Origin of the sequence: Acinetobacter zhairuonensis, from assembly GCF_022601715.1 — a bacterium.
Lineage (GTDB): Bacteria > Pseudomonadota > Gammaproteobacteria > Pseudomonadales > Moraxellaceae > Acinetobacter.
Map to the genome: position 1 here is coordinate 42,883 of NZ_JAKVIM010000017.1, position 20,868 is coordinate 63,750.

The window sequence follows — 20,868 nt, forward strand, 5'->3', positions numbered from 1 at the left end:
GAGTGTAAATCATGACGGATGCAACTGCTGGCAAAGTTCCGCACGTATTGGTAATTATGGATGGTATCGGTCACCGTGAAGCGGTTGAAGATAATGCTTTCCTTGCTGCACAACGACCAAACTTGACGGCTATGCAACAAAAGCATCCGCATGGATTGATTTCTGGTTCTGGTGAAGATGTGGGTCTTCCAGATGGTCAAATGGGCAACTCAGAAGTTGGACATATGAACTTGGGCGCAGGTCGTGTGTTGTATCAAGACTTTACCCGTATTACTAAAGACATTCGCACAGGTGCTTTTTTTGAACATCAAGTGCTGATTGATGCGGTTGAAAAAGCCAAAGCAGCTCAAGGCGTGGTTCACATTATGGGCTTATTGTCTGAAGGCGGTGTGCACTCACATGAAGATCATATTGTGGCCATGGCAGAATTGGCATTGAAGCGCGGTGCGAAAGTCTATTTACATGCGTTCTTGGATGGTCGTGATACTCCGCCAAAAAGTGCGCAACCTTCTTTAGAGAAGTTGGATGCCTTATTTGCACAATATCCAAATCAGGGGCGTATTGCGACCCTAATTGGTCGTTATTTTGCCATGGATCGTGACAATCGCTGGGATCGTGTAGAACAAGCCTACCGCTTATTGACTGAAGGTGAAGCGGTTCGTACAGCTGCAACCGCTGTTGAAGGCTTGGAAATGGCTTATGCAGCCGATGAATCAGATGAATTCGTTAAAGCGACACGTATTGGTGAATTGGCAAAAGTAGAAGATGGTGACAGCATTGTATTTATGAATTTCCGTGCCGATCGCGCGCGTGAAATTACCAAAGCTTTTGTTGAAAAAGACTTTGTTGGTTTTGAGCGTAAAGTCGTACCAAACTTGTCTACGTTTGTGATGTTGACCCGTTATCAAGCAACCATTGACGCGCCTGTGGCTTATATGCCAGAAGCATTGCATAACTCTTTGGGTGAATATCTGTCGAACTTGGGTAAAACCCAATTGCGTATTGCTGAAACCGAAAAGTATGCACATGTGACTTTTTTCTTCAGTGGTGGTCGTGAAGATGAATACCCTGGTGAAAAGCGTATTTTAATTCCATCTCCAAATGTCGCGACTTATGACTTAAAACCAGAAATGAGTGCCTATGAAGTGACGGACGAATTGGTTGCAGCCATCAATTCGGGTGAATACGACCTATTGGTGGTGAACTTTGCCAATGGTGATATGGTTGGACACACAGGAGTCTTCCAAGCCGCAGTGAAAGCGGTAGAAGCGGTGGATACCTGTTTAGGTCGAGTGTATGACGCCGTGATGGCGAAAAAAGGTCATATGCTGATTACAGCCGATCATGGTAATGTGGAGCAAATGCAGGATTATGCGAGCGGGCAAGTACATACTCAGCATACCACTGAATTGGTCCCATTTATTTATGTGGGTCCAACACAAGCAACGATTGCGGAAGGTGGTGTATTGGCTGACGTAGCACCAACCCTGTTAAGCTTGATGCACTTGCCGATTCCAGCAGAAATGCAAGGTCGTAACCTAATTACCCTACAAGCCTAAGCAGGCTGATTACAGGTGAATCAATGACGCAACACTTGAAATTTGTTATTCCTTTAACAGCGTTATTCATGTGTTGTGCTCATGCCACTGGAGCAGTTAATGAAATTGACACTGCTCCAGATTTTGATGAAGTCGAGCAAAGCTACCCTGAAGTACCCGTGGAATCGATTCAGCAGTTTGTGCAGATTTATGGCATTGTCAAAGACAACTATGTCGATAATAAAAATGATGAACAACTCTTCCAACAAGCCATTCAAGGTTTGGTCAGTGGGCTAGACCGTTATTCACGTTATTTATCTCCCGAAGATTACAAACAACTGGTGCAATATACCGATGGTGATCTGGCTTCGGTGGATTTTAATTTAAGTTATGACAATCAGCGACAATGGACTATTCAAGGTTTAAAGCCTGAAGCAGATGCCTATAAACAAGGCTTACGCAACGGGGCTTCCGTCTTTAAAATTGATGATCAAGAATTACGTAAACTCAATCGAGAACAGGTCAATGCCTTGTTGTATGGTGCGATAGGCTCAACGCTGAGCGTGCAATTGGGGCAAACCAGTCAAGCAATCAGTCTGGTTCGTACCAAAAAAATTGAAACCGACATCGAATCGCAACTGTTGCACAATCAGGTGTTACTGCTGAAAGTTCGAGTTTTCCAACAAGATACTGCCAATGAAATTAAGCGTTTAATCGAAGAAAATAGTTCACCACGCCTCAAGGCAGTACTGATTGATTTGCGCAATAACCCCGGTGGTTTACTTTCTGCTGCAGTTGAAACAGCGGATCTGTTTTTAAATCAGGGCATTATTGTCACCACCAAAAGTCGATCGGAAGGCAATCAGCAATTCCAAGCCCTACCCAGTTCTGAATTTCAGAATCTTAAAGTGGGAGTGTTGATCAATGCTCGTTCTGCATCTGCTGCGGAGGTCTTTACCGCTGCAATGAAAGAGCACCGCCGTGCTTGGGTAATTGGCGAAAAAAGTTATGGCAAAGGAGTGGTACAGAAATTGTTCCCTTTATCCAATGGTGCTGCCTTGCAAATGACGGTGTCGCATTATTACACTCCGACAGGTAAGATGATTGAAGGCATTGGCATTCAACCCGATCAGCAGTATCCCTTGCAACATGATATGAAAGAAGAGACTTATCTGGATCATGTTGCAGAGATGATTGCCAATCGCCGTTAATTATTCATCGGTATCCAGTCCAAACTTCTTCAGACGATAGCGTAAAGAGCGGAAAGACATCCCCAGTTTTTTCGCCGCTAAGGTACGATTCCAGTGGGTGATGTTGAGTGCATTCAACAGAATTTCTTTCTCGATATTCTCTAAATACAGCTCCAGACCTTCATCAGGTAATTTCTTCGAACTCAGGGTGAGTTCTGAAGAAGTCGTCAACATCTGATCGACTGAAGGGGTTTGCATCTGGACACTGCGGCGAAGCGGTGCGCTTTGTAAATGCTGCACATCAATATAATCTTCATCACTTAAGGTAATGGCACGTTCGATGATGTTGCGCAGTTCACGGACATTGCCTGGATAATACTGGGCAAGTAAAAACTCTTTGGCACGTGGAGTTAAGGCTTTGGCTGGAATTTCCCATTCACGGCTGACCTTTTGAATAAAATGTTGTGCCAGAATCAGGATATCCTGACCACGTTCTCGTAGCGGTGGCAGGACTAAGTCCATGACATGAATTCGGAAAAACAGGTCTTGTCGGAATTTGCCCTGTTGTACCAAGCTTTCTAAGTCTTGATGACTGGCACTGATTACTCGGAAATCGACATCAATTTCAGTTTCGGAACCAATTGGGCGGATAGATTTTTCCTGCACTGCACGCAAGAGTTTAACTTGCATATTCAATGGAAGTTCTGCAATTTCATCCAGAAATAAACTGCCGCCATGTGCGGACTGGATTAGACCTTGTTTGTCTTGTGTTGCACCAGTAAAGCTGCCTTTTTTGTGTCCGAATAATTCACTTTCGAGTAAATCCGTAGGAATGGCACCACAGTTAATGGCAATAAAAGGACCTTCATTACGATTACTTAAACGGTGCACCAGATTGGCAACTACTTCTTTGCCTGTACCAGATTCACCTGTAATAAACACGGGGGCTTGTGAGCGAGCGATCTTGTTTAAGGTCACGCGCAGTTGTTGAATCGGTAAAGACTGCCCAATCAGCATACGTTGTTCAAGTGCATCTTCTTGTTGAGCTTGCTGTAGCGGTTTATTCAAGGCTTTTTGTAGTAGCTGTTCAAGATGGGTTTGTTTGATCGGTTTGCTGACAAAGTCAAAAGCACCTGCTTTGAGGGCTGCAATCGCAATATCCATATTGCCATATGCTGTTAGCACGGCAACTGGGAGTTGAGGATATTGTTGTGAAATTTCTTCAACCAGTTCTAAACCATTGCCATCAGGCAAGTTTAGATCGGTGAAACACACATCATATTGATGTTCAGATAACATTTTGCGTGCCTGTGACAAACGATAGGCCACATGCGTTTCAATCCCCATACGACTCAACATCATTTGCATGAGCGTACATAAATCTTCTTCGTCATCTACAAATAAAACGAGTGGTTGTTGCGCCACCTTATCACCCCAGTAAAAATTGAAATCATTAAGTCAGCTGTCGGCATTCAATCCGAAAGCATGCTCCCTGTTGTTGTTCTACATAGCTTAAAAGCGCCTGATTGGCCTCACAGAAGCTATGCGATAAATATAATCCTAAACCAGTTCCCGAAATTTCTGTACTAAAGAACGGTTGAAATAGGCGGGCTTGATCATGAATGGCCACACCTTCCCCAAAATCGCACACATCTATGTGAATATTGTTGTTCTGCGTATAGCAGTGCAGCTCTATTGTACTGTGTTCAGGTGAATTATGTCGGATCGCATTACGAATTAAATTAATTAAGACTTGTCGAAATTGTGCTTCATCGAAGCTCAAGTTTAGCTGCGGTGCAATATGACAGACAATTTTAGTTTTAAGATCAGGTAAATCTTCTTGAATAAATAGCGGGATAAACCGATCCAGTTGAATATCAATCGGTTGGGTGCCCTTATTGCGCACCATACTTAAGGTGTCTTGTACAATTTTATCAATCCGCTGCGTCTGTTTATTAATCATCTGACTCAGCGTGTGTTGTTGTTCAGTGGTGCTGTTGGGCAGTAGTTCATTGGCTTGTACAATCGCAGCTAAAGGATTGCGGATTTCATGGGCAATACTGGCAGACAATTGCCCTAATGCCGCCAGTTTCAATTGTTGCACCTGTTGATTGATCTTTTGCCCGTCTTGGATGACCAGCAGCGTAAGAATCTGCTGCGGGACAATCAGTTTTTGCACTTCAATATGTAAATGATAATGGCTAAGCTGCGACTCAAATTGAAATTTTTCCCCATTTTGGACTTGATCAAAATTGAGTAATTCAAATAAATCGGGCTGTAGCTTATATAGTGGATACTTATCAAAGGCATAGAAAGGGGAAATGCCTAATAGCGCACAGGCTGCGGGGTTGCTTAATACGATATGGCAATTTTCATCCAGCACCAGATAGCCAGTTTCAATCTGCTCCAGAATATAACGGTTGATGTTTTGAAGCCGTTTTAGTTCTTGCGATTGTGAGAAATTGACATGATCCAATAATTGAAAACGTCGAACTGCAATTTGCCCGCAAATATAAAAAACGATAAACAGCACCGCCAAAATAACGCTATTGCTGAGATTTTGGAGTGAATGCAGGGTCAGAAAGCTGATAACAAACTGTTGATAAATGACAGCAATTATTGCAATAAGCGTGATGGCTAAAGCTTTTTGTTTACTCAGAAGCAATGAAGCTGCAAAAATGGTCGTTAAAAATAAGACGCTGATACTTAAACTTGGCCCATTGGTGGCAAACGTCAGTAAACTTAAAGCGATGACATCGACAATGAAAATAAAAGCAAATTGCTGTGGAATATGCTGTTTAAAATGTTTGAGATTAAAGAACTGAACACAGTTAATGAAAAAATAACCCAACAGTCCATAGAAATACAGTTGGGGATATTCATAATTGCTGGCCAGCTCATCTTGGGTCAAAATAAAAATTAAGACCAGGCAGCTGGTAATCAGTAAGCGGTAGGCGGCATACCAGATCCCAAAAAAGTATTGATTTAATTCGAAATATTGGGAATGTTGCATGCTGCAAACCGATGATGAGATTTAAATAATGGTAATTAAGGTTTGATGAGACCGTAACGAATCGCTAAATGGGTGAGTTTGACATCGCTATCGATATTGAGTTTTTCAAAGATGCGGTAACGATAGGTGTTCACCGTTTTTACGCTGACAAAGAGCTTGTCGGCAATTTCCTGTGCGCTGATACAGTTCACCACCATCATTGCCACTTGCATTTCTCGCTCAGATAGTGAGTCAAAAGGGGACTGCTGTGTATCAGATAAATACGAGCTAGCTAACTGTTCAGCAATGTCTGCACTGAAGTACTTGCCACCTTGCATGACTTTGTTGATGGCACGCACCATCTCACTGACTGGGGCACCTTTGGTGATATAGCCTTTGGCACCTGCTTTGAGGAGTAAAGAAGGGTAAGGTTCTTCTGCTAAACCGCTCACCGCCAAAACTTTGGTTTCGGGTGCGGTTTGTAATAAACGGCGTGTGGTTTCGACACCACCAATGCCAGGCATATTGACATCGAGTAATACAACATTGGGGTGATGTTGGCGAACCAGATTGATGGCTTCCTCACCAGATTCCGCTTGACCAATCACTTGAACATCTGCATGGTCTTCTAGCATTCGACAAATACCAGTACGGACTAATTCATGGTCATCTACCACTAAAACTGTAATCACCGATTTCTCCCTCTGGCTAAAAAATTACATAATTTTTGTTACATAAAGCAAAATAAGCTTGCAATGAAACGACAAAATTAGCAATCCTATTCTTATTCCGAAATTAAAAGTTTTGCACAATATCGTGAATCAAAAATTCCCGTTACTGTGTAAATGTAAGGCATATTTGAGGTAATACGCAAATGTATCTTACCTCCCTGAGTTGAGTAAACGATTGTGAAAAATTCTAAGAAGTCATTCATGCATGTGTTGAGTATGTCCATTCTACTCAGCCTGAGTTCAACAAGCTTTGCTGAACTCGTCATTAATCCTTCCTCGGGGAGTACAGGTCAGGCTTCGATGAGCTGGTCTTCAGAGGAAGCAAGTCAATTATTAAATAGTGATGTTTCTGCGCTCGGCGAGGAAATATCTCCGCAGGGTTCAACCAAAGTGACCACCACGGTTCGCAGTTCAAATGGGGTACCCACCTATTCTGCACCAAAAACGGTTCACATTATTGATACCTCTGCAGGCTATATTAGCCAACCTTCTGTAAGTGCCCGTGCCGCGCTGGTCATGGATGCACAAACAGGTGAAGTACTCTATAGTAAAAATACCAATACCGCTTTACCGATCGCATCTATTACCAAATTAATGACCGCGGTTGTGATTGCTGATGCACGTTTAGACATGACAGAAGAAATTACATTACAGTCGATTGATTTTGCAGGGGCGGGCGGTAAAAACTCAAGTTCGACCTTACGTGCGGGCGATAGCATGAACCGTGCTGAAGCGTTGCTTTTTGCTTTAATGAAATCAGAAAATCCAGCAGCGGCAGCGTTAGCGCGAACGTATCCAGGAGGACGTAGTGCTTTTATTGCTGCAATGAATGCCAAAGCGCGTGCGTTAGGCATGAACTCAACCCATTATGTTGAGTCTACAGGTTTAGACCCACACAATGTAGCTTCAGCACGTGACTTGGGTATCTTGGTTAGTACTGCATCACAGTATGGTTTAATTCGTCAGTTTTCAACGACAGCAAGTTATGATTTTAACTTGGGATATCGCGTCCTAAAATCAAACAATACCAATGCTTTAGTCCGTAATGGCGGTTGGAATATCAACCTGTCTAAAACAGGTTATATCAATGAGGCAGGGCGTTGTGTCGTAATGCATACCACCTTGAACTCACGCCCTGCGGTTGTGGTAATTCTCGGTGCAAGTTCGACACAAAATCGTAATAATGATGCGACGAGTTTAATGACTTGGGCAAGCCAATTACCAAAACGCATCTAAATTTTAATTCATTCCTAGATTCAGAAAAAACTCTTCTTTAGGAAGAGTTTTTTTATGGCGAGCATTGAAGAAAATAGGGTGAGGACTTTACTGGGTCTATAGCACTTAAGACGCATTGCTTAAGGCAATAAAAAAACCAGTTGCGAGCAACTGGTTTTGGAATGCAATGTGCTTCTAGGCTTACATATTTGAAAGAATAGAGTCTTTTACTTGCGACATGGTTGCATCAATAGACAACATTACCGCATCCGCACATTGCTTGATAGCTGTATCTGGATCTTTTAAGCCATTACCTGTTACGGTGCAGACAATCACAGAACCTTCAGCAATTTTACCTGCTTTAATGTCACGGATTGCACCACCAATCGAAGCAGCAGATGCAGGTTCAACAAATACGCCTTCATACATAGAAAGTAAACGTTGTGCTTCTAAGATTTCAGCATCTTGTAGCTCATCGAACCAACCTTTAGAGTCACGTACGACTGCTTTAGCATGATTCCAGCTTTGTGGGTTACCAATACGAATCGCAGTTGCAACGGTTTCAGGCTGTTCAACTGGCGCACCGCGTAAGAACGGAGCAGCACCCGAAGCTTGATAACCCACCATGGTTGGTAAGCCTTCAGGTTTAGGGCCGGTGAATTGGTCTGTTGCAGCATCATAAACCACTTGTTCAAACTGATCAGCAGGTTGGTTGGCAACAGCCTCGGTATAACCCATCCAGTGCGCAGTGATGTTTCCTGCATTACCTACAGGTAGGCAGTGATAGTCTGGCGCACGACCTAAAGCTTCAACGATTTCATAAGCAATGGTTTTTTGACCTTGTAAACGGTATGGATTAATCGAGTTTACAATTGTCACAGGCGCTTGATCGGCAACTTCTTTAACTAGGCGCATACCATCGTCAAAGTTTCCACGAATTTGCATCGTGATTGCACCGTACATCATTGCTTGAGCCATTTTACCCATGGCAATTTTGCCCTCAGGAATGAGCACAAATGCTTTGATGCCCGCACGCGCGGCATATGCTGCTGCAGCGGCAGAAGTGTTACCTGTAGATGCACAGATAATTGCTTTTGAACCCTCTTCAACCGCTTTGGTCACAGCCATGGTCATGCCGCGGTCTTTGAATGAACCTGTCGGGTTCAAGCCTTCGTACTTCACATAAATTTCAACATCTTTACCAATAATACGTGGAATATTCTCCAACTTAATCAGCGGGGTATTACCTTCGCCTAAAGAGATTCCACGAGTAGTAGCAGACACTGGTAAACGGTCACGATAACGGTCAACTAAACCAGTATAACGATTGGCATTCGACATGATGATGTTCCAATTATGGGTAGAGCTTGGCAAGGGGGAATCGCCCCCTTGACCCGATTAATTATCAAGCGATTCTAAACGAATTCGCACAATTTCGCCATGAATAGCTGGCAAGGCTTGGATTTGCTGTAACGCTTCATCCATCTTTGATTCAACCACTGGATCGGTCAGAATCACGATAGGAATCAGGTCTTTTAAGCGTGACTGCTGCATGATGGCGTCAATGCTGATGCCTTCACGACTCAGAATGGTCGTAACATCTGCAAGAACACCCGTTTGGTCTTCAGCATTTACGCGAATGTAGTATCCCGTGGTCATTTCTTCACGACTGAGGATTGGCATATCGGTTAATGCTTCAAAGGCTAACTGAGGAATGGTGCCTGCACCATCTTCGGTATAAGAGATATCACGTACGATATCAATGACATCGGCAACAACGGCAGATGCAGTCGGACCTGCGCCAGCACCCGCGCCATAATACAACGTCGGACCTACGGCATTGGCTTGAACCAGAACGGCATTTTTTACACCATTAACATTGGCAATCAGCTCTTCCGCAGGAATTAAGGTTGGATGAACACGGAGTTCAATGCCTTTTTCAGTGCGGCGCGCAATACCTAAATGTTTAATGCGGAAACCGAGTTCTTCAGCATATTTCACATCTTGTGCTGTGACTTTGCTGATACCTTCGGTATAAACCTTGTCAAACTGTAAAGGAATACCAAATGCACAAGAGGCTAAAATCGTGAGTTTATGTGCAGCATCAATGCCTTCAACGTCAAAGGTTGGATCGGCTTCGGCATAACCCAATTCTTGCGCTTCTTGTAGAACATCCTCAAAGGCACGACCTTTGTCACGCATTTCAGTCAGAATGAAATTACCTGTACCGTTAATAATGCCTGCCAACCAGTCAATTTTGTTGGCAGCCAGACCTTCACGGATTACTTTAATAATTGGAATACCGCCAGCAACCGCAGCTTCATAGGCGATTTGTACGGCATTGTCTTCAGCTGCTTTGAATAATTCATTGCCATGTTCGGCAAGCAGGGCTTTGTTTGCAGTAACCACTTGTTTGCCATGTTTAATGGCTTCCATGATCACGTCATAGGCAGGATGAATACCACCCATTAATTCAACAACGACATCAACATCTGGTTGACGTACGATGTCCATCAGGTCGGCACTTTGTTTGATTGAATCTGGAAGATCAAGGTCAGGGCGAGGACGACGGGTACCCACGTGGGTAATTTCAATTCCTCGACCGGTGCGACGTTTGATCTCAGCAGCGTTTTCTTTTAGTAGTTTAAGGGCACCACCACCCACAGTACCAAGACCGAGGATTGCCAGACGAACTGGTTTCACGTCACACTCCATATATTTCTTCAATTTTACGCGAGTCTAGATCATAGCTAAAAAAACGCTCAGACTCTAGGGTAGAGCGAAGATAATCTCTACCTATAACTAATAGTAAAATAACAAATAAAAATTAGTTATTTAAGCGCTTGTCTAATTCTTCAGGACTGAGGTATCCACCGAGGTAAACCCCCTCAGTATTGTAAATTGCAGGTGTACCGTTCACGCCCATATTCAGACCGAGTTGATATTGCTCACGGACTGGATTTTTACATGTGGCTGGCGGCAATTGCGCACCTGCGATGGCTTGGTCAAATGCGGCATGGCGGTCTGCACTGCACCATACGCTTTCCATTGCAGGCATGAATTGTTCGCCACGTGGCCATGCAATGTAACGAACTTCAATACCTTTGGCGGTAATTTCAGGAATATGCTCATGTAGTTTGTGGCAATACGGACAGCTGGCATCGGTAAAGACGTAAATCACATGTTTGGTTTTGCCTTGGGCAGGATAGACCAAGAGATCTTCTGTTTTTAGGCTGGCTAAATGTTTTTTATTGGCTGCTGCTTGTAGATTGTCGCTGACATTATGCAGTTGTTTGTCACCTAAACGGATGACATCGCCTTGAATCAGGAACTTACCATCGCTAGTGGCATAAACCGAGCTCATGCCTTCTAGATTGATCCAATAGAGGTTTGGAACTTCAGTGGCTTTTACATCGATAATTTTGGCATTAAGACCCGCAGTTTTAAAATGTTGTTCCAGCGTTTTGATTAAACGCTGCTGTGCATTACGCTCGGAAAGATTAGAGGCTTCACCTGTTGCAGGGGCACTCGCCGTTAAGGTGTTTTGCTTTTTGTCATCATTATTTGAATTGGAACATGCCGTGAGGGCTAAACTGCCTGCCAAGGTACATGCAATAAATAATTTTGTGCGGGTAAATGACATATACAACCCTTTCTTTTAGGTATAGAAACTGGACGCTAGCATAGCAAAAAAATCTTTCGTGCGTTGTATTTCTTGGTGGACACTATTGTGAAGCGAATCTAACTTTATTTAAGCACGTGGATGAAACTCAGCATGTAATTGCTGCATACGGACTTGTGCCACATGGGTATAAATTTGCGTGGTCGATAAATCGCTATGCCCCAATAACACTTGTACCACGCGTAAATCAGCTCCGTGATTGAGTAGATGGGTGGCAAAAGCATGCCGTAAAGTATGCGGGGAAAGTTCAGCTTGAATCCCTGCCTGTAGGGCATAACGTTTAATTGCATACCAGAAGTTTTGCCGACTCATGATGCCGCCCTGCTGGGTGAGGAACACATAGTCAGTTGCCGATTTATACAGACTCGGTCGGGCTTGTGCCAAATATCTTTCAATCCACTGGCAAGCGACTTGTCCTAAGGGAACCAAGCGTTCTTTATTACCTTTACCGACAATCCTTAAGTAGCCTTGTTTTAAATTGATCAGTTCTAAACGTAAATTTAACAATTCTGATACACGTAGACCGCAGGCATACAAGACTTCAAACATGGCACGATCACGTAAGCCCAAAGCGGTATTGGTATCTGGAGCAAGAATCAGGGCTTCAACATCTTGTTCTGAAAGATCTTTAGGTAAGGCACGTCCAATTTTCGGAGTGCGATGACTGGCAACTGGATTGTCACTCCGCAGCTTTTGTTCTCTTAAAAATTTAAAAAATGAACGTAGGGCGGACAGGCTACGAGCGATGGAGCGCGGACTTTTACCTTGTTGCGTCAGGTTAAGCAATACATCCGCAATGTCTTCACTTTGCCAATCCAGCATGATTTTTTCATGACATTCGCTACATTGAATTAAATCGGACAAATAAGCATTGCGCGTGTGGGGACTAACGGTTTGGGCAATCAGATAGTCACGGAAACCCTGAAGAAAGCTGAGATTTTCTGGAATTTGGACAGGGGTGGGGATTCTAGGTTTTTTATTTAACATCTTAGCTTCAGATTCAGGAAACCGATTTAGAATGACCATCTTAACTAATTTTACGACATTTTTCTGGATTGACCTTGTGGTATAAAGTGAATGCGAATTGGAATCAAACCTTATTTGGTAATTATTCTCATTTGCTTGTATACTACAGAAAATATTATAGGGTTTAGTGCGGTGCTTTTATCTGATTTGAAAGTCAAGCAAACAGCCATCATCCGTAACGTCAAACGTCAGGTGGATGGTGATGCGGCTCAGACCGACCTTGTGGCCAGCCGTTTGGAGACTTTGGGTTTTATACCTGGGACTTCGGTTCAGGTGGTGACTAAAGGTATTTTTGGTGGCGATCCGATTTTAATTCAGATTGGATTTACCCGTTTCGCACTAAGAAAAATTGAAGCAGCCAAAATTGAAGTCGATATGGAAGGAGCACCTGCATGAGTGATGCGTTGCGTATTGCCCTTGTTGGGAATCCTAACTGCGGTAAAACCTCTTTATTTAACCATTTAACGGGAACCCGTCAGAAAGTTGCCAACTATGCTGGGGTAACGGTTGAGCGTAAAATGGGGCAGTTCTCTTTGCCTTCAGGCAAGCCTGTACGTGTTTTGGACTTGCCAGGGACTTATAGCCTAGATGCGACCAGTCCTGACGAAGCCATCACCCGTGATGTAGTACAAGGTAAAATTGCTGAAGAAGGTCATCAGGATGCATTTTTATGCGTGGTGGATGCCACCAACTTAAAACTGCATTTAGGTTTGGTACTGGAAATGATCGAATTGGGACGTCCAATTCTGTTGGTACTGAACATGATGGACGAAGCACGTCGTCGTGGCATGCAAATCAATACCCAGAAACTGTCTGAACGTTTGGGTATTCCTGTGGCAGAAACCGTTGCTGTGCGCAATGCAGGCATTGAAAATTTACTCAATGCTTTAGATCAGGCTAAATATACCGTACCGCATACTGAACTCAGTGGTTTGAAAGGCTCGCATCATCAAAAAATCGAAACGATTTTGCATGACGTGGTGCAATACGCTGATCAAGAAGATAAGCGTTCTGATTTCCTTGATAAGATTTTCTTACATCCTGTACTTGGTTTAGTCACCCTTGCTGTGATGATGTTCGTCATTTTCCAAGCGGTTTTTGCTTGGGCAGCACCGTTTATGGATGGGATTGAAAGCCTATTTGGCTGGTTGGGCGAAGTGATCGGGGCTTATATTTCCCATCCTTTACTGAATAGCTTGGTGGTCGATGGAATTATTGCAGGCGCTGGTGGCGTAGTGGTGTTCTTGCCGCAGATTATTATCCTGTTCTTCTTTATTTTAGTGTTGGAAGAATCGGGTTATTTACCTCGTGCCGCATTCCTATTGGATAAATTAATGTTTAAAGCGGGCTTAAGTGGTCGTGCCTTTATTCCATTGTTATCCAGTTTCGCTTGTGCGGTACCCGGCATTATGGCAACCCGTAGTATCAGTGACCCACGTGATCGTTTAACCACGATTTTTGTCGCACCGTTGATGACTTGTTCGGCACGTTTGCCAGTATATGCCTTGTTAATTGCCGCTTTCATCCCTGCGCAAACCGTATGGGGGATTTTCAATTTACAGGGTCTGGTGCTGTTCGCGCTGTATATGGCGGGTATTGTTAGTGCTTTGGCAGTCTCGTTCGTGTTGAAATTTTTCCAGAAAGACAAGTCGCAACATGCCTTGTTGATGGAATTGCCAAGCTACCGTTTTCCCGATGTGAAAAGTGTTTGGATTGGTTTGTTGGACCGCACCAAAATCTTTATGAAGCGTGTCGGGGGTATTATCTTTGCCTTATCTGTGCTGCTCTGGTTCTTGTGTACCTTCCCACAACCACCAGTCGGTGCAACCATGCCTGAGATTGACTATTCCTTTGCAGGGATGCTCGGACATTTGATGCAACCGATTTTTGCTCCATTAGGCTTTAACTGGCAAATTTGTATTGCACTGATTCCAGCAATGGCTGCGCGTGAAGTGGTGGTGGCTGCGTTAGGGACCGTCTATGCCTTATCTGCGGTTGATGATGATGCCATGTCGCAAGGTTTGTCAGCATTGATTGGTGGCAGCAGTGATTTGGGTTGGTCATTGGCAACAGGCTTGTCATTACTGGTTTGGTTTGTTTACGCACCGCACTGTTTAGCTACTTTAGCAACGGTACGTCGTGAAACAGGTTCATGGAAAACCGTGAGCTTTATGACGGCATATTTGTTTGGCTTGGCGTATTTGATGTCATTCCTGACCTATCAAATTGCCTCGCACTATTTCGGTTAATCTGATGGGAGACTCTGAACATGGTTGAAATTCTGATTGTTGCAGTCTTGGTACTGTGGAGCACCGTGGTGGTGTTTAAGAAAGTTTTTCCGAAAACAGCCAACAAAACCTTTGGAGCACTCGCAGTACTGACTCAAAAGCAGGGCTGGAATACGGTTTCAAAATGGTTAAAACCAGCACCAGTTGCAGGTTGTGGTGGCGGTTGTGGCTGTAGCCAAGACGATACACCCAGTGCAAATAAAAATACTGAAATTCAAGCAGTGAAGTGGAAATAAGTAATTTTCCTCGTATCACACAAAAGCCGTCAAATTCGACGGCTTTTTTACGCGCTGACACAAAAAAACAGAGAGAAAGTCAAAACAGAAAAAGCATTCAAAACAGCAAAGTGCTAACATTTTGACAGTTTTACCAATCAACCAAAACATGGGGCAAAAATGTTAATACAACGTGGTGGATTAAAAGTCGTTGCAGGGCTGGGAATTTCAGGTGTTGCAGCAGTAAATTTCTTACATGAAAATGGCTACCGCGTTGCAGTAACAGATTCACGAGAGGCTCCCCCAGGACACGATCAGATTCCTGCGGAGGTACAAACCAGTTTTGGTCAGTTGGATCAAGAGCTGTTATTACAAGCAGAAGAAATTATTGTCAGCCCAGGTTTGGATCTCAAACTTCCAGAACTTCAGGCCGCTGTTGCACAGCAAATTCCAGTCGTCAGTGAAATTCAAATTTTACGCCGTGCCACGGATAAACCGATTGTGGCGATTACAGGCTCAAATGCGAAAAGTACCGTAACCACACTGATCGGTCTAATGGCTCAAGAAGCGGGGAAAAAAGTTGCGGTTGGAGGGAATTTAGGACGTCCAGCACTGGATTTAACCAAGGATGATCCTGAGCTTTACATTCTAGAATTATCAAGTTTTCAGCTTGAAACCACGTCAAGCTTGAACGCTGCGGTTGCAGTGGTACTCAATATGAGTGAAGACCATTTAGACCGCCATGGCGATATGTGGGGCTATCATCAAGCCAAGCACCGTATTTTCCAAGGCGTGAAAAAAGTGGTGTATAACCGTGATGATTCATTAACCCGTCCTTTGGTGCCAGATGTGACGCCAATGCAGAGCTTTGGTCTGAATGCCCCCGACCTGAATCAATACGGTATTTTAAGAGACAGTGATGGTGCGATTTGGTTAGCACGTGGTCGTGAGCGTTTATTAAAAAGCTCTGAGATGTATATTCAAGGCACACATAATGTCGCGAATGCTTTGGCATGTTTGGCTTTGGGTGAGGCGATTGGTTTGCCACTCGAATCGATGCTGAACACTTTGAAGCATTTTAAAGGTTTGGAACATCGCTGCGAATTCGTTAAAGAAGTGAATCAGGTACGCTACTATAACGACTCGAAAGGTACCAATATTGGCGCAACCTTGGCGGCAATTGATGGTTTAGGCGCGGCAATTGAGGCGCAGCAAGGCAAAGTCGCGATTATTTTGGGGGGGCAAGGCAAGGGACAGGATTTTACTGCACTGAAAGATTCTTTGGTGAAATACAGCAAACTGGCGGTACTGATTGGTGAAGATGCCAACCAGATTGAACAGGCGATTGCAGGAACCACAACCATCTTGCATGCTGCGACGCTAAAAGAAGCGGTAGAGTTGTGCCAAGCGCATACGCAAGCGCACGATGTGGTGTTATTGTCTCCAGCCTGTGCAAGTTTTGATATGTTTAAAAGTTATGGTGATCGTGGTCATCAGTTTGTCGATTGTGTAAATGCTCTAACTTAAAAGAATGATAAGGAGAGAGTTGTATGGCGGGTTTAGCTCAGACAACGATCAATAAAGTGCAGCAAGTCTATGACCGTGTCAGCCCAAGAATTCCAGCGGAATTTACTGCACGAAATGTGCTGATTTTCTGTGTAATTGCTTTGCTGTGTTTAGGTTCTATCATGGTGGCTTCGGCGTCTATGCCTTATGCAGATCGGATGATGGAAAACCCTTTCCATTATGTCGTGCGTCATGCCATTTCAATTGTGGTAGCTGCCGTGGCTGCCTTTTTGGCATATCGGGTTTCACTGAACGTATGGTTTAATAATACTTTTCCATTGTGGCTGATCACCATTGCATTGCTTACCGCGGTGCTGGTGATCGGGACAGAAGTGAACGGTTCGACCCGTTGGATTCGTATTGCAGGCTTTACCCTGCAAGCCACAGAGGTTGCCAAAGTGATGATGGCAATCTTTACCGCGGACTATGTGGTCCGTCGTGCTGCTGAAGTGCGAAATAACGTCAAGGGTCTGGTACGTCTAGCTGCGATCATGATTCTCACGGTAGGCTTGATTATTGCCGAGCCTGACTTGGGTGCAACGGTGGTGATTGTATTGATGATGCTGGGAGTGTTCTTCTTGGCGGGTGCCCCCGTAATTCAATTCGGTATCGCCCTTGGTGCAATTTTGATCGCCTTCTTTTTCCTGATTGTATTTGAACCCTATCGTTTTGAACGTCTCATGTCCTTCTCGAATCCGTGGAATGACCCTCTAGGCGCAGGTTATCAGCTTTCCAATGCGTTGATGGCGTTTGGTCGCGGTGAATGGGCTGGGGTTGGCTTAGGACATAGCATTCAAAAGATGTCGTATTTGCCTGAAGCACATACCGACTTTATGTTGGCGGTATTAGGTGAAGAGTTTGGTTTCATGGGTATTACCGTGGTGCTGCTGTTGTCTTTTGGCATGTTGGTTTGTTGTATCAAAATCGGTCATCGTGCGCTACGTAATCAGTATCTCCGAGCAGGCTATTTAGCCTACGGCATCAGCATTATTTTCTTGCTGCAAATTCTGGTGAATGCAGGCATGAATATGGGCATGTTGCCGACAAAAGGTCTGACGTTACCGTTTATTAGTTATGGTGGTTCTTCGTTGATTATGTGTGCTGTGATGATCAGCTTAATCCTGAAAATTGATGCGACCACGCAAGACATTAATCCAAGTAAGGAAGAGTCGAGCTTCTGATGATGTTGGATTGCTTGGGTCATTAAGTAGCAACTTCAAAACAATATTTTCATTTTGAAAAACTCCAGTCCACTGTGACTGGAGTTTTTTATGGAAGCTTAGAGATAGTGTCCTTCTAATTCGATGCTATGTGGAATCAGTTCGGAATTCCATTGTGCTACCGCTTGTTGCAGCATCACTTCAGGTCTGTCTAGATCCACTTCGGGTTGATTCAAAGCGTGCAGTGCCTGTTGTAATAATATAGGGGCTTGTGTCGGGTCTAAGGCTTGTGCGAGGTTTTGTTTCGACAGCTTTTGTCCCTGATCATTCATTGCCAAAGGTAAGTGCATATAATTTAAGATAGGGTAACCCAACAGCTGCGCCAGCCAGATTTGACGTTCGGTATTATCTAGTAGATCTGCACCACGCACCACATGGCTAATACCTTGCAAATAATCATCCACCACAACGGCGAGTTGATAATTAATAATGCCATCGCGACGTTTCAGGACAAAATCACCCAAGTCCGCTTTTAAATTGGAACAGTGTTGACCTTGCAGTCGGTCTTGAAAGCAAATGCGCTGATCTTCGACTTTGACGCGAATGGCTTGATGTTCAAATGCCAGACCTAAATCACGGCAAGTCCCTGCATAGATATGATTGGAACCGAGCATTTTACGGGTACAGGCACAGGCGTAGACTTGATGGGTTGTTCTTAATTGTTCAAGCACTGCTTCATAAAGTTCTAAGCGATCTTTTTGAAAGATAATCTCAGCATCAGGATAAAGCTGGAAGGCGTCTAAGCATTGTAAAATATGCTGTTCACTACCCGGATAGATGCGTGGAATATCGGTGTCTTCGACCCGAACCAACCATTGTCCTTGTTGCGCCTTGGCATCGCAATAACTCGCAACTGCAGTCAGTAAGGAGCCAAAATGCAAAGGGCCGGTTGGCGATGGCGCAAACCGACCCACATAAGCCATCCTGTTGTCCCCCTCCTTAGTTAAAGCAGGGGTTAGGGGTGGATTATTGAATAACATGCTTAACCGTTATTTTGCTTCTCTTTGATTTCAGCCAAAGTTTTGCAATCAATACACAATGTCGCTGTTGGACGTGCTTCTAAACGGCGTAAACCAATTTCGATACCGCAAGTTTCGCAGAAACCGTAGTCATCATTTTTGATGGCTTCGATGGATTGTTCAATTTTACGAATCAATTTACGTTCACGGTCACGTGTTCTTAATTCAATTGCAAATTCTTCTTCTTGCGTTGCACGGTCATTCACGTCAGGCAATGCAGTATTTTCGTCTTGCATGGTGTTGAGGGTACGATCCACTTCAGACATGAGCTCTGCTTTCCATGCCAGTAAAATCTGACGGAAGTGCTCAAGCTGCCCTTCAGACATGTATTCTTCATTCTTTTTTGGCTGATAAGGTTCAATACCAAATAAGCTCGCAGTAGAACCACCTTCTGTTGCCTTCGGCTTTGCTTTACGTACGCGCTTGGTAGATTTCTCATCTACAACATCTGTATGTTCATCCAAGACTTGGGTTTGGTTGTCATTCGCCATATAGGGCATTCCTCATCATATACGTACATCTATACGCAAAAAATATGGTGATATGCAAGTGTTTTTATCTACCGCCCATGCGGAGATTGTTCCACAGGGGTCGTCATCATATAGACTTTTTTCAGTTCTGGATAGTCTTTGATGTTTCGATTTAAGCTATCACCTTTTATTTAGCAGCCATAACATAATGGAAATAAAATGAAATGAAAAGTTAGTACCCTGTAATTTCGATATTTATTTTTTTCTGTATATGCTGTGTACGATGAACTTGAGTACTGAACTCGCCATTGGCTTTTAAATGGATGACACGATAGCCTGGAGCTTCATCATCCAGCGCAAAATCATCGCTGCGTGGTTTGAACTGTACGCAGGTCGAAGGAGTGGACAGAAAATGAATGCCATGCCATTGATTTTCCGAAGCTTGATGCACATGCCCACAGAGGACCAGTTTCACATTGTTATGCTTGGCTAAGACATCGGTCAGATGTTCAGTGTTTTTTAGGATATGTTGATCGATCCAACGTGACTGCATTTCAAATGGATGATGATGGCAGGCAATCAAGATGTGTTGTTCGGCATGTTGATTCAGAATCTGATCCAATTGCTGTAATTGTTCAGTTCCGATCCAGCCATCAATCTTTCCTTTGACAGCACTGTTTAACAATACGAAGCACCAATTCCCCATGGAAATGGCGTGGACTTTGTTTTGCTGGTCATGAAATGGAAAAAATTCCTCACTATCATGGTTACCAGGCACTTGATAATGCTTAAAGCCAGTGTCTTGCATAAAGCTCAGATAGCGCTGATACGTCTCAGGCACAGGTACCTGTGCCAAATCACCCGTATGAATCACAGCATGCGCATGTGGATATTCGTGTTGAATTTGTGCCATCACGCGATGAAAGCTTTGTTCAGGATTCATATGCACAAATTCTAAATCGTCCTGATTCATTAAATGTGTGTCTGAAATCTGTATGATGGTCCAGCTTTGTGGCTGGTCCAGCGATTGTTTCAAAGTCATGTCCTTCCCCTTAGACATTCCTTATTGTTTTAATATGTTGTTCTAACCATTGCAATGCCATGATGACGGGCGCATTTCTGAGCCGACCATGGGTCAATAGGCTACATATATCCGCATAATCTAAAATATGCAGTTGGATATTTTCGCCTTCGTCCGCAACGCCAAAAACTCCACCCTGTTCTGGTAATATCGCTTCTGCACTATATAAATGAAACAGTTCTGCACAAGCACCTGCAGATGGATAGAAACTGAATAGATGCTGTAACTGTTGTAATTCACAACCTGATTCTTCTAGGCTTTCGCGGCGGATACAGCTTTCAGGTGATTCATCACCATCGAGCACGCCTGCAATCACTTCCAGTTGCCACGGTGAATCTTGATCATCCATTGCGCCAATACGAAATTGCTCAATTAAAGCAAATTTTTGTTGTTGATCATTATAAATTAAAACCCCTGCAGCTTCAGGACGTTGAATTAATTCCCGATGAATGACAGAGGTATAGTCGCTTTGCTGAAATAAACGATGCCGAAGGCTGACTTTTTCAACCTGAATAAAGCCGCGAAATAAATATTCTCGAGAAAGAATGTCTACTTCGTCGCTGCTATAGGTGGCTCGTTTAATAATATTCATAAAGCTCGGTCAGGATGAAAATGACTATTTCATCCTAACGGAG

At 43.8% G+C, this 20,868-nt stretch carries 19 protein-coding genes; 8 read left to right on the forward strand and 11 right to left on the reverse strand.

Features of this window, described 5'->3' with window-relative positions:
• Window positions 1-11 precede the first annotated feature (11 nt).
• Both gpmI and MKI85_RS13295 read left to right on the forward strand, forming a co-directional pair.
• Window positions 12-1,559, forward strand: a complete 1,548-nt coding sequence (gene gpmI / locus MKI85_RS13290) for a 2,3-bisphosphoglycerate-independent phosphoglycerate mutase (RefSeq protein ID WP_241628276.1) — start codon at window positions 12-14, stop codon at window positions 1,557-1,559.
• Between the two features lie 23 nt (window positions 1,560-1,582).
• Window positions 1,583-2,749, forward strand: coding sequence for a S41 family peptidase (locus MKI85_RS13295; protein ID WP_241628277.1), 1,167 nt, complete (start codon window positions 1,583-1,585; stop codon window positions 2,747-2,749).
• Here the strand turns inward: MKI85_RS13295 and MKI85_RS13300 are convergent, their stop codons facing one another.
• The 3 genes from MKI85_RS13300 to gacA form a co-directional block, all read right to left on the reverse strand.
• Window positions 2,750-4,096, reverse strand: coding sequence for a sigma-54-dependent transcriptional regulator (locus MKI85_RS13300; RefSeq protein WP_241628334.1), 1,347 nt, complete (start codon window positions 4,094-4,096; stop codon window positions 2,750-2,752). It abuts the gene before it with no gap.
• An 85-nt stretch (window positions 4,097-4,181) separates the two neighbouring features.
• The gene (locus MKI85_RS13305; protein ID WP_241628278.1) at window positions 4,182-5,741 is read right to left on the reverse strand and encodes a sensor histidine kinase; all 1,560 of its coding nucleotides are present in this window, start codon (window positions 5,739-5,741) and stop codon (window positions 4,182-4,184) included.
• A 35-nt stretch (window positions 5,742-5,776) separates the two neighbouring features.
• Window positions 5,777-6,412, reverse strand: coding sequence for a response regulator transcription factor GacA (gene gacA / locus MKI85_RS13310; RefSeq protein WP_100242578.1), 636 nt, complete (start codon window positions 6,410-6,412; stop codon window positions 5,777-5,779).
• Window positions 6,413-6,628: 216 nt separating this feature from the next.
• On the opposite strand from gacA, the gene pbpG reads away from it, so the two are divergent.
• Entirely contained in the window at window positions 6,629-7,687 is a 1,059-nt protein-coding gene (gene pbpG / locus MKI85_RS13315; RefSeq protein WP_241628279.1) for a D-alanyl-D-alanine endopeptidase PBP7/8, read from the forward strand.
• Window positions 7,688-7,867: 180 nt separating this feature from the next.
• Here the strand turns inward: pbpG and thrC are convergent, their stop codons facing one another.
• The 4 genes from thrC to xerD form a co-directional block, all read right to left on the reverse strand.
• On the reverse strand, window positions 7,868-9,007 hold the full coding sequence (thrC, locus tag MKI85_RS13320) for a threonine synthase (protein ID WP_241628280.1): 1,140 nt from the start codon (window positions 9,005-9,007) through the stop codon (window positions 7,868-7,870).
• A gap of 57 nt (window positions 9,008-9,064) precedes the next feature.
• The gene (locus MKI85_RS13325) at window positions 9,065-10,369 is read right to left on the reverse strand and encodes a homoserine dehydrogenase (protein WP_241628281.1); all 1,305 of its coding nucleotides are present in this window, start codon (window positions 10,367-10,369) and stop codon (window positions 9,065-9,067) included.
• 124 nt (window positions 10,370-10,493) lie between these two features.
• Window positions 10,494-11,309, reverse strand: coding sequence for a DsbC family protein (locus MKI85_RS13330; RefSeq protein ID WP_241628282.1), 816 nt, complete (start codon window positions 11,307-11,309; stop codon window positions 10,494-10,496).
• Window positions 11,310-11,417: 108 nt separating this feature from the next.
• Window positions 11,418-12,335, reverse strand: a complete 918-nt coding sequence (xerD, locus tag MKI85_RS13335) for a site-specific tyrosine recombinase XerD (protein WP_241628284.1) — start codon at window positions 12,333-12,335, stop codon at window positions 11,418-11,420.
• Between the two features lie 171 nt (window positions 12,336-12,506).
• Here xerD and MKI85_RS13340 point away from each other — a divergent pair, with 171 nt between their 5' ends.
• The 5 genes from MKI85_RS13340 to ftsW all read left to right on the forward strand — a co-directional run bounded on the left by MKI85_RS13340 (window position 12,507) and on the right by ftsW (window position 17,624).
• Complete coding sequence (locus tag MKI85_RS13340) at window positions 12,507-12,770, forward strand: FeoA family protein (RefSeq protein ID WP_241628336.1); 264 nt, start codon at window positions 12,507-12,509, stop codon at window positions 12,768-12,770.
• Window positions 12,767-14,623 (forward strand): ferrous iron transporter B, encoded by a 1,857-nt coding sequence (gene feoB / locus MKI85_RS13345; RefSeq protein WP_241628285.1) that lies wholly within the window; start codon window positions 12,767-12,769, stop codon window positions 14,621-14,623. The genes MKI85_RS13340 and feoB overlap by 4 nt, the downstream gene beginning before the upstream one ends.
• 20 nt (window positions 14,624-14,643) lie before the next feature.
• Complete coding sequence (locus MKI85_RS13350; protein ID WP_241628287.1) at window positions 14,644-14,898, forward strand: DUF6587 family protein; 255 nt, start codon at window positions 14,644-14,646, stop codon at window positions 14,896-14,898.
• 159 nt (window positions 14,899-15,057) lie between these two features.
• Complete coding sequence (gene murD / locus MKI85_RS13355) at window positions 15,058-16,404, forward strand: UDP-N-acetylmuramoyl-L-alanine--D-glutamate ligase (RefSeq protein ID WP_241628289.1); 1,347 nt, start codon at window positions 15,058-15,060, stop codon at window positions 16,402-16,404.
• 23 nt (window positions 16,405-16,427) lie between these two features.
• Complete coding sequence (gene ftsW / locus MKI85_RS13360) at window positions 16,428-17,624, forward strand: putative lipid II flippase FtsW (RefSeq protein ID WP_241628291.1); 1,197 nt, start codon at window positions 16,428-16,430, stop codon at window positions 17,622-17,624.
• Window positions 17,625-17,722: 98 nt separating this feature from the next.
• Here ftsW and gluQRS read toward each other — a convergent pair whose 3' ends face one another.
• From gluQRS to MKI85_RS13380, 4 genes are all read right to left on the reverse strand, one after another.
• A complete protein-coding gene (gene gluQRS, locus MKI85_RS13365; protein ID WP_241628293.1) occupies window positions 17,723-18,643 on the reverse strand; it encodes a tRNA glutamyl-Q(34) synthetase GluQRS in 921 nt (306 codons plus the stop codon).
• A gap of 2 nt (window positions 18,644-18,645) precedes the next feature.
• The gene (gene dksA, locus MKI85_RS13370; protein ID WP_241628295.1) at window positions 18,646-19,173 is read right to left on the reverse strand and encodes an RNA polymerase-binding protein DksA; all 528 of its coding nucleotides are present in this window, start codon (window positions 19,171-19,173) and stop codon (window positions 18,646-18,648) included.
• A gap of 211 nt (window positions 19,174-19,384) precedes the next feature.
• The gene (gene cpdA, locus MKI85_RS13375; RefSeq protein WP_241628297.1) at window positions 19,385-20,194 is read right to left on the reverse strand and encodes a 3',5'-cyclic-AMP phosphodiesterase; all 810 of its coding nucleotides are present in this window, start codon (window positions 20,192-20,194) and stop codon (window positions 19,385-19,387) included.
• 10 nt (window positions 20,195-20,204) lie between these two features.
• Window positions 20,205-20,825, reverse strand: a complete 621-nt coding sequence (locus MKI85_RS13380; RefSeq protein WP_241628299.1) for an NUDIX domain-containing protein — start codon at window positions 20,823-20,825, stop codon at window positions 20,205-20,207.
• Window positions 20,826-20,868: the final 43 nt, after the last annotated feature.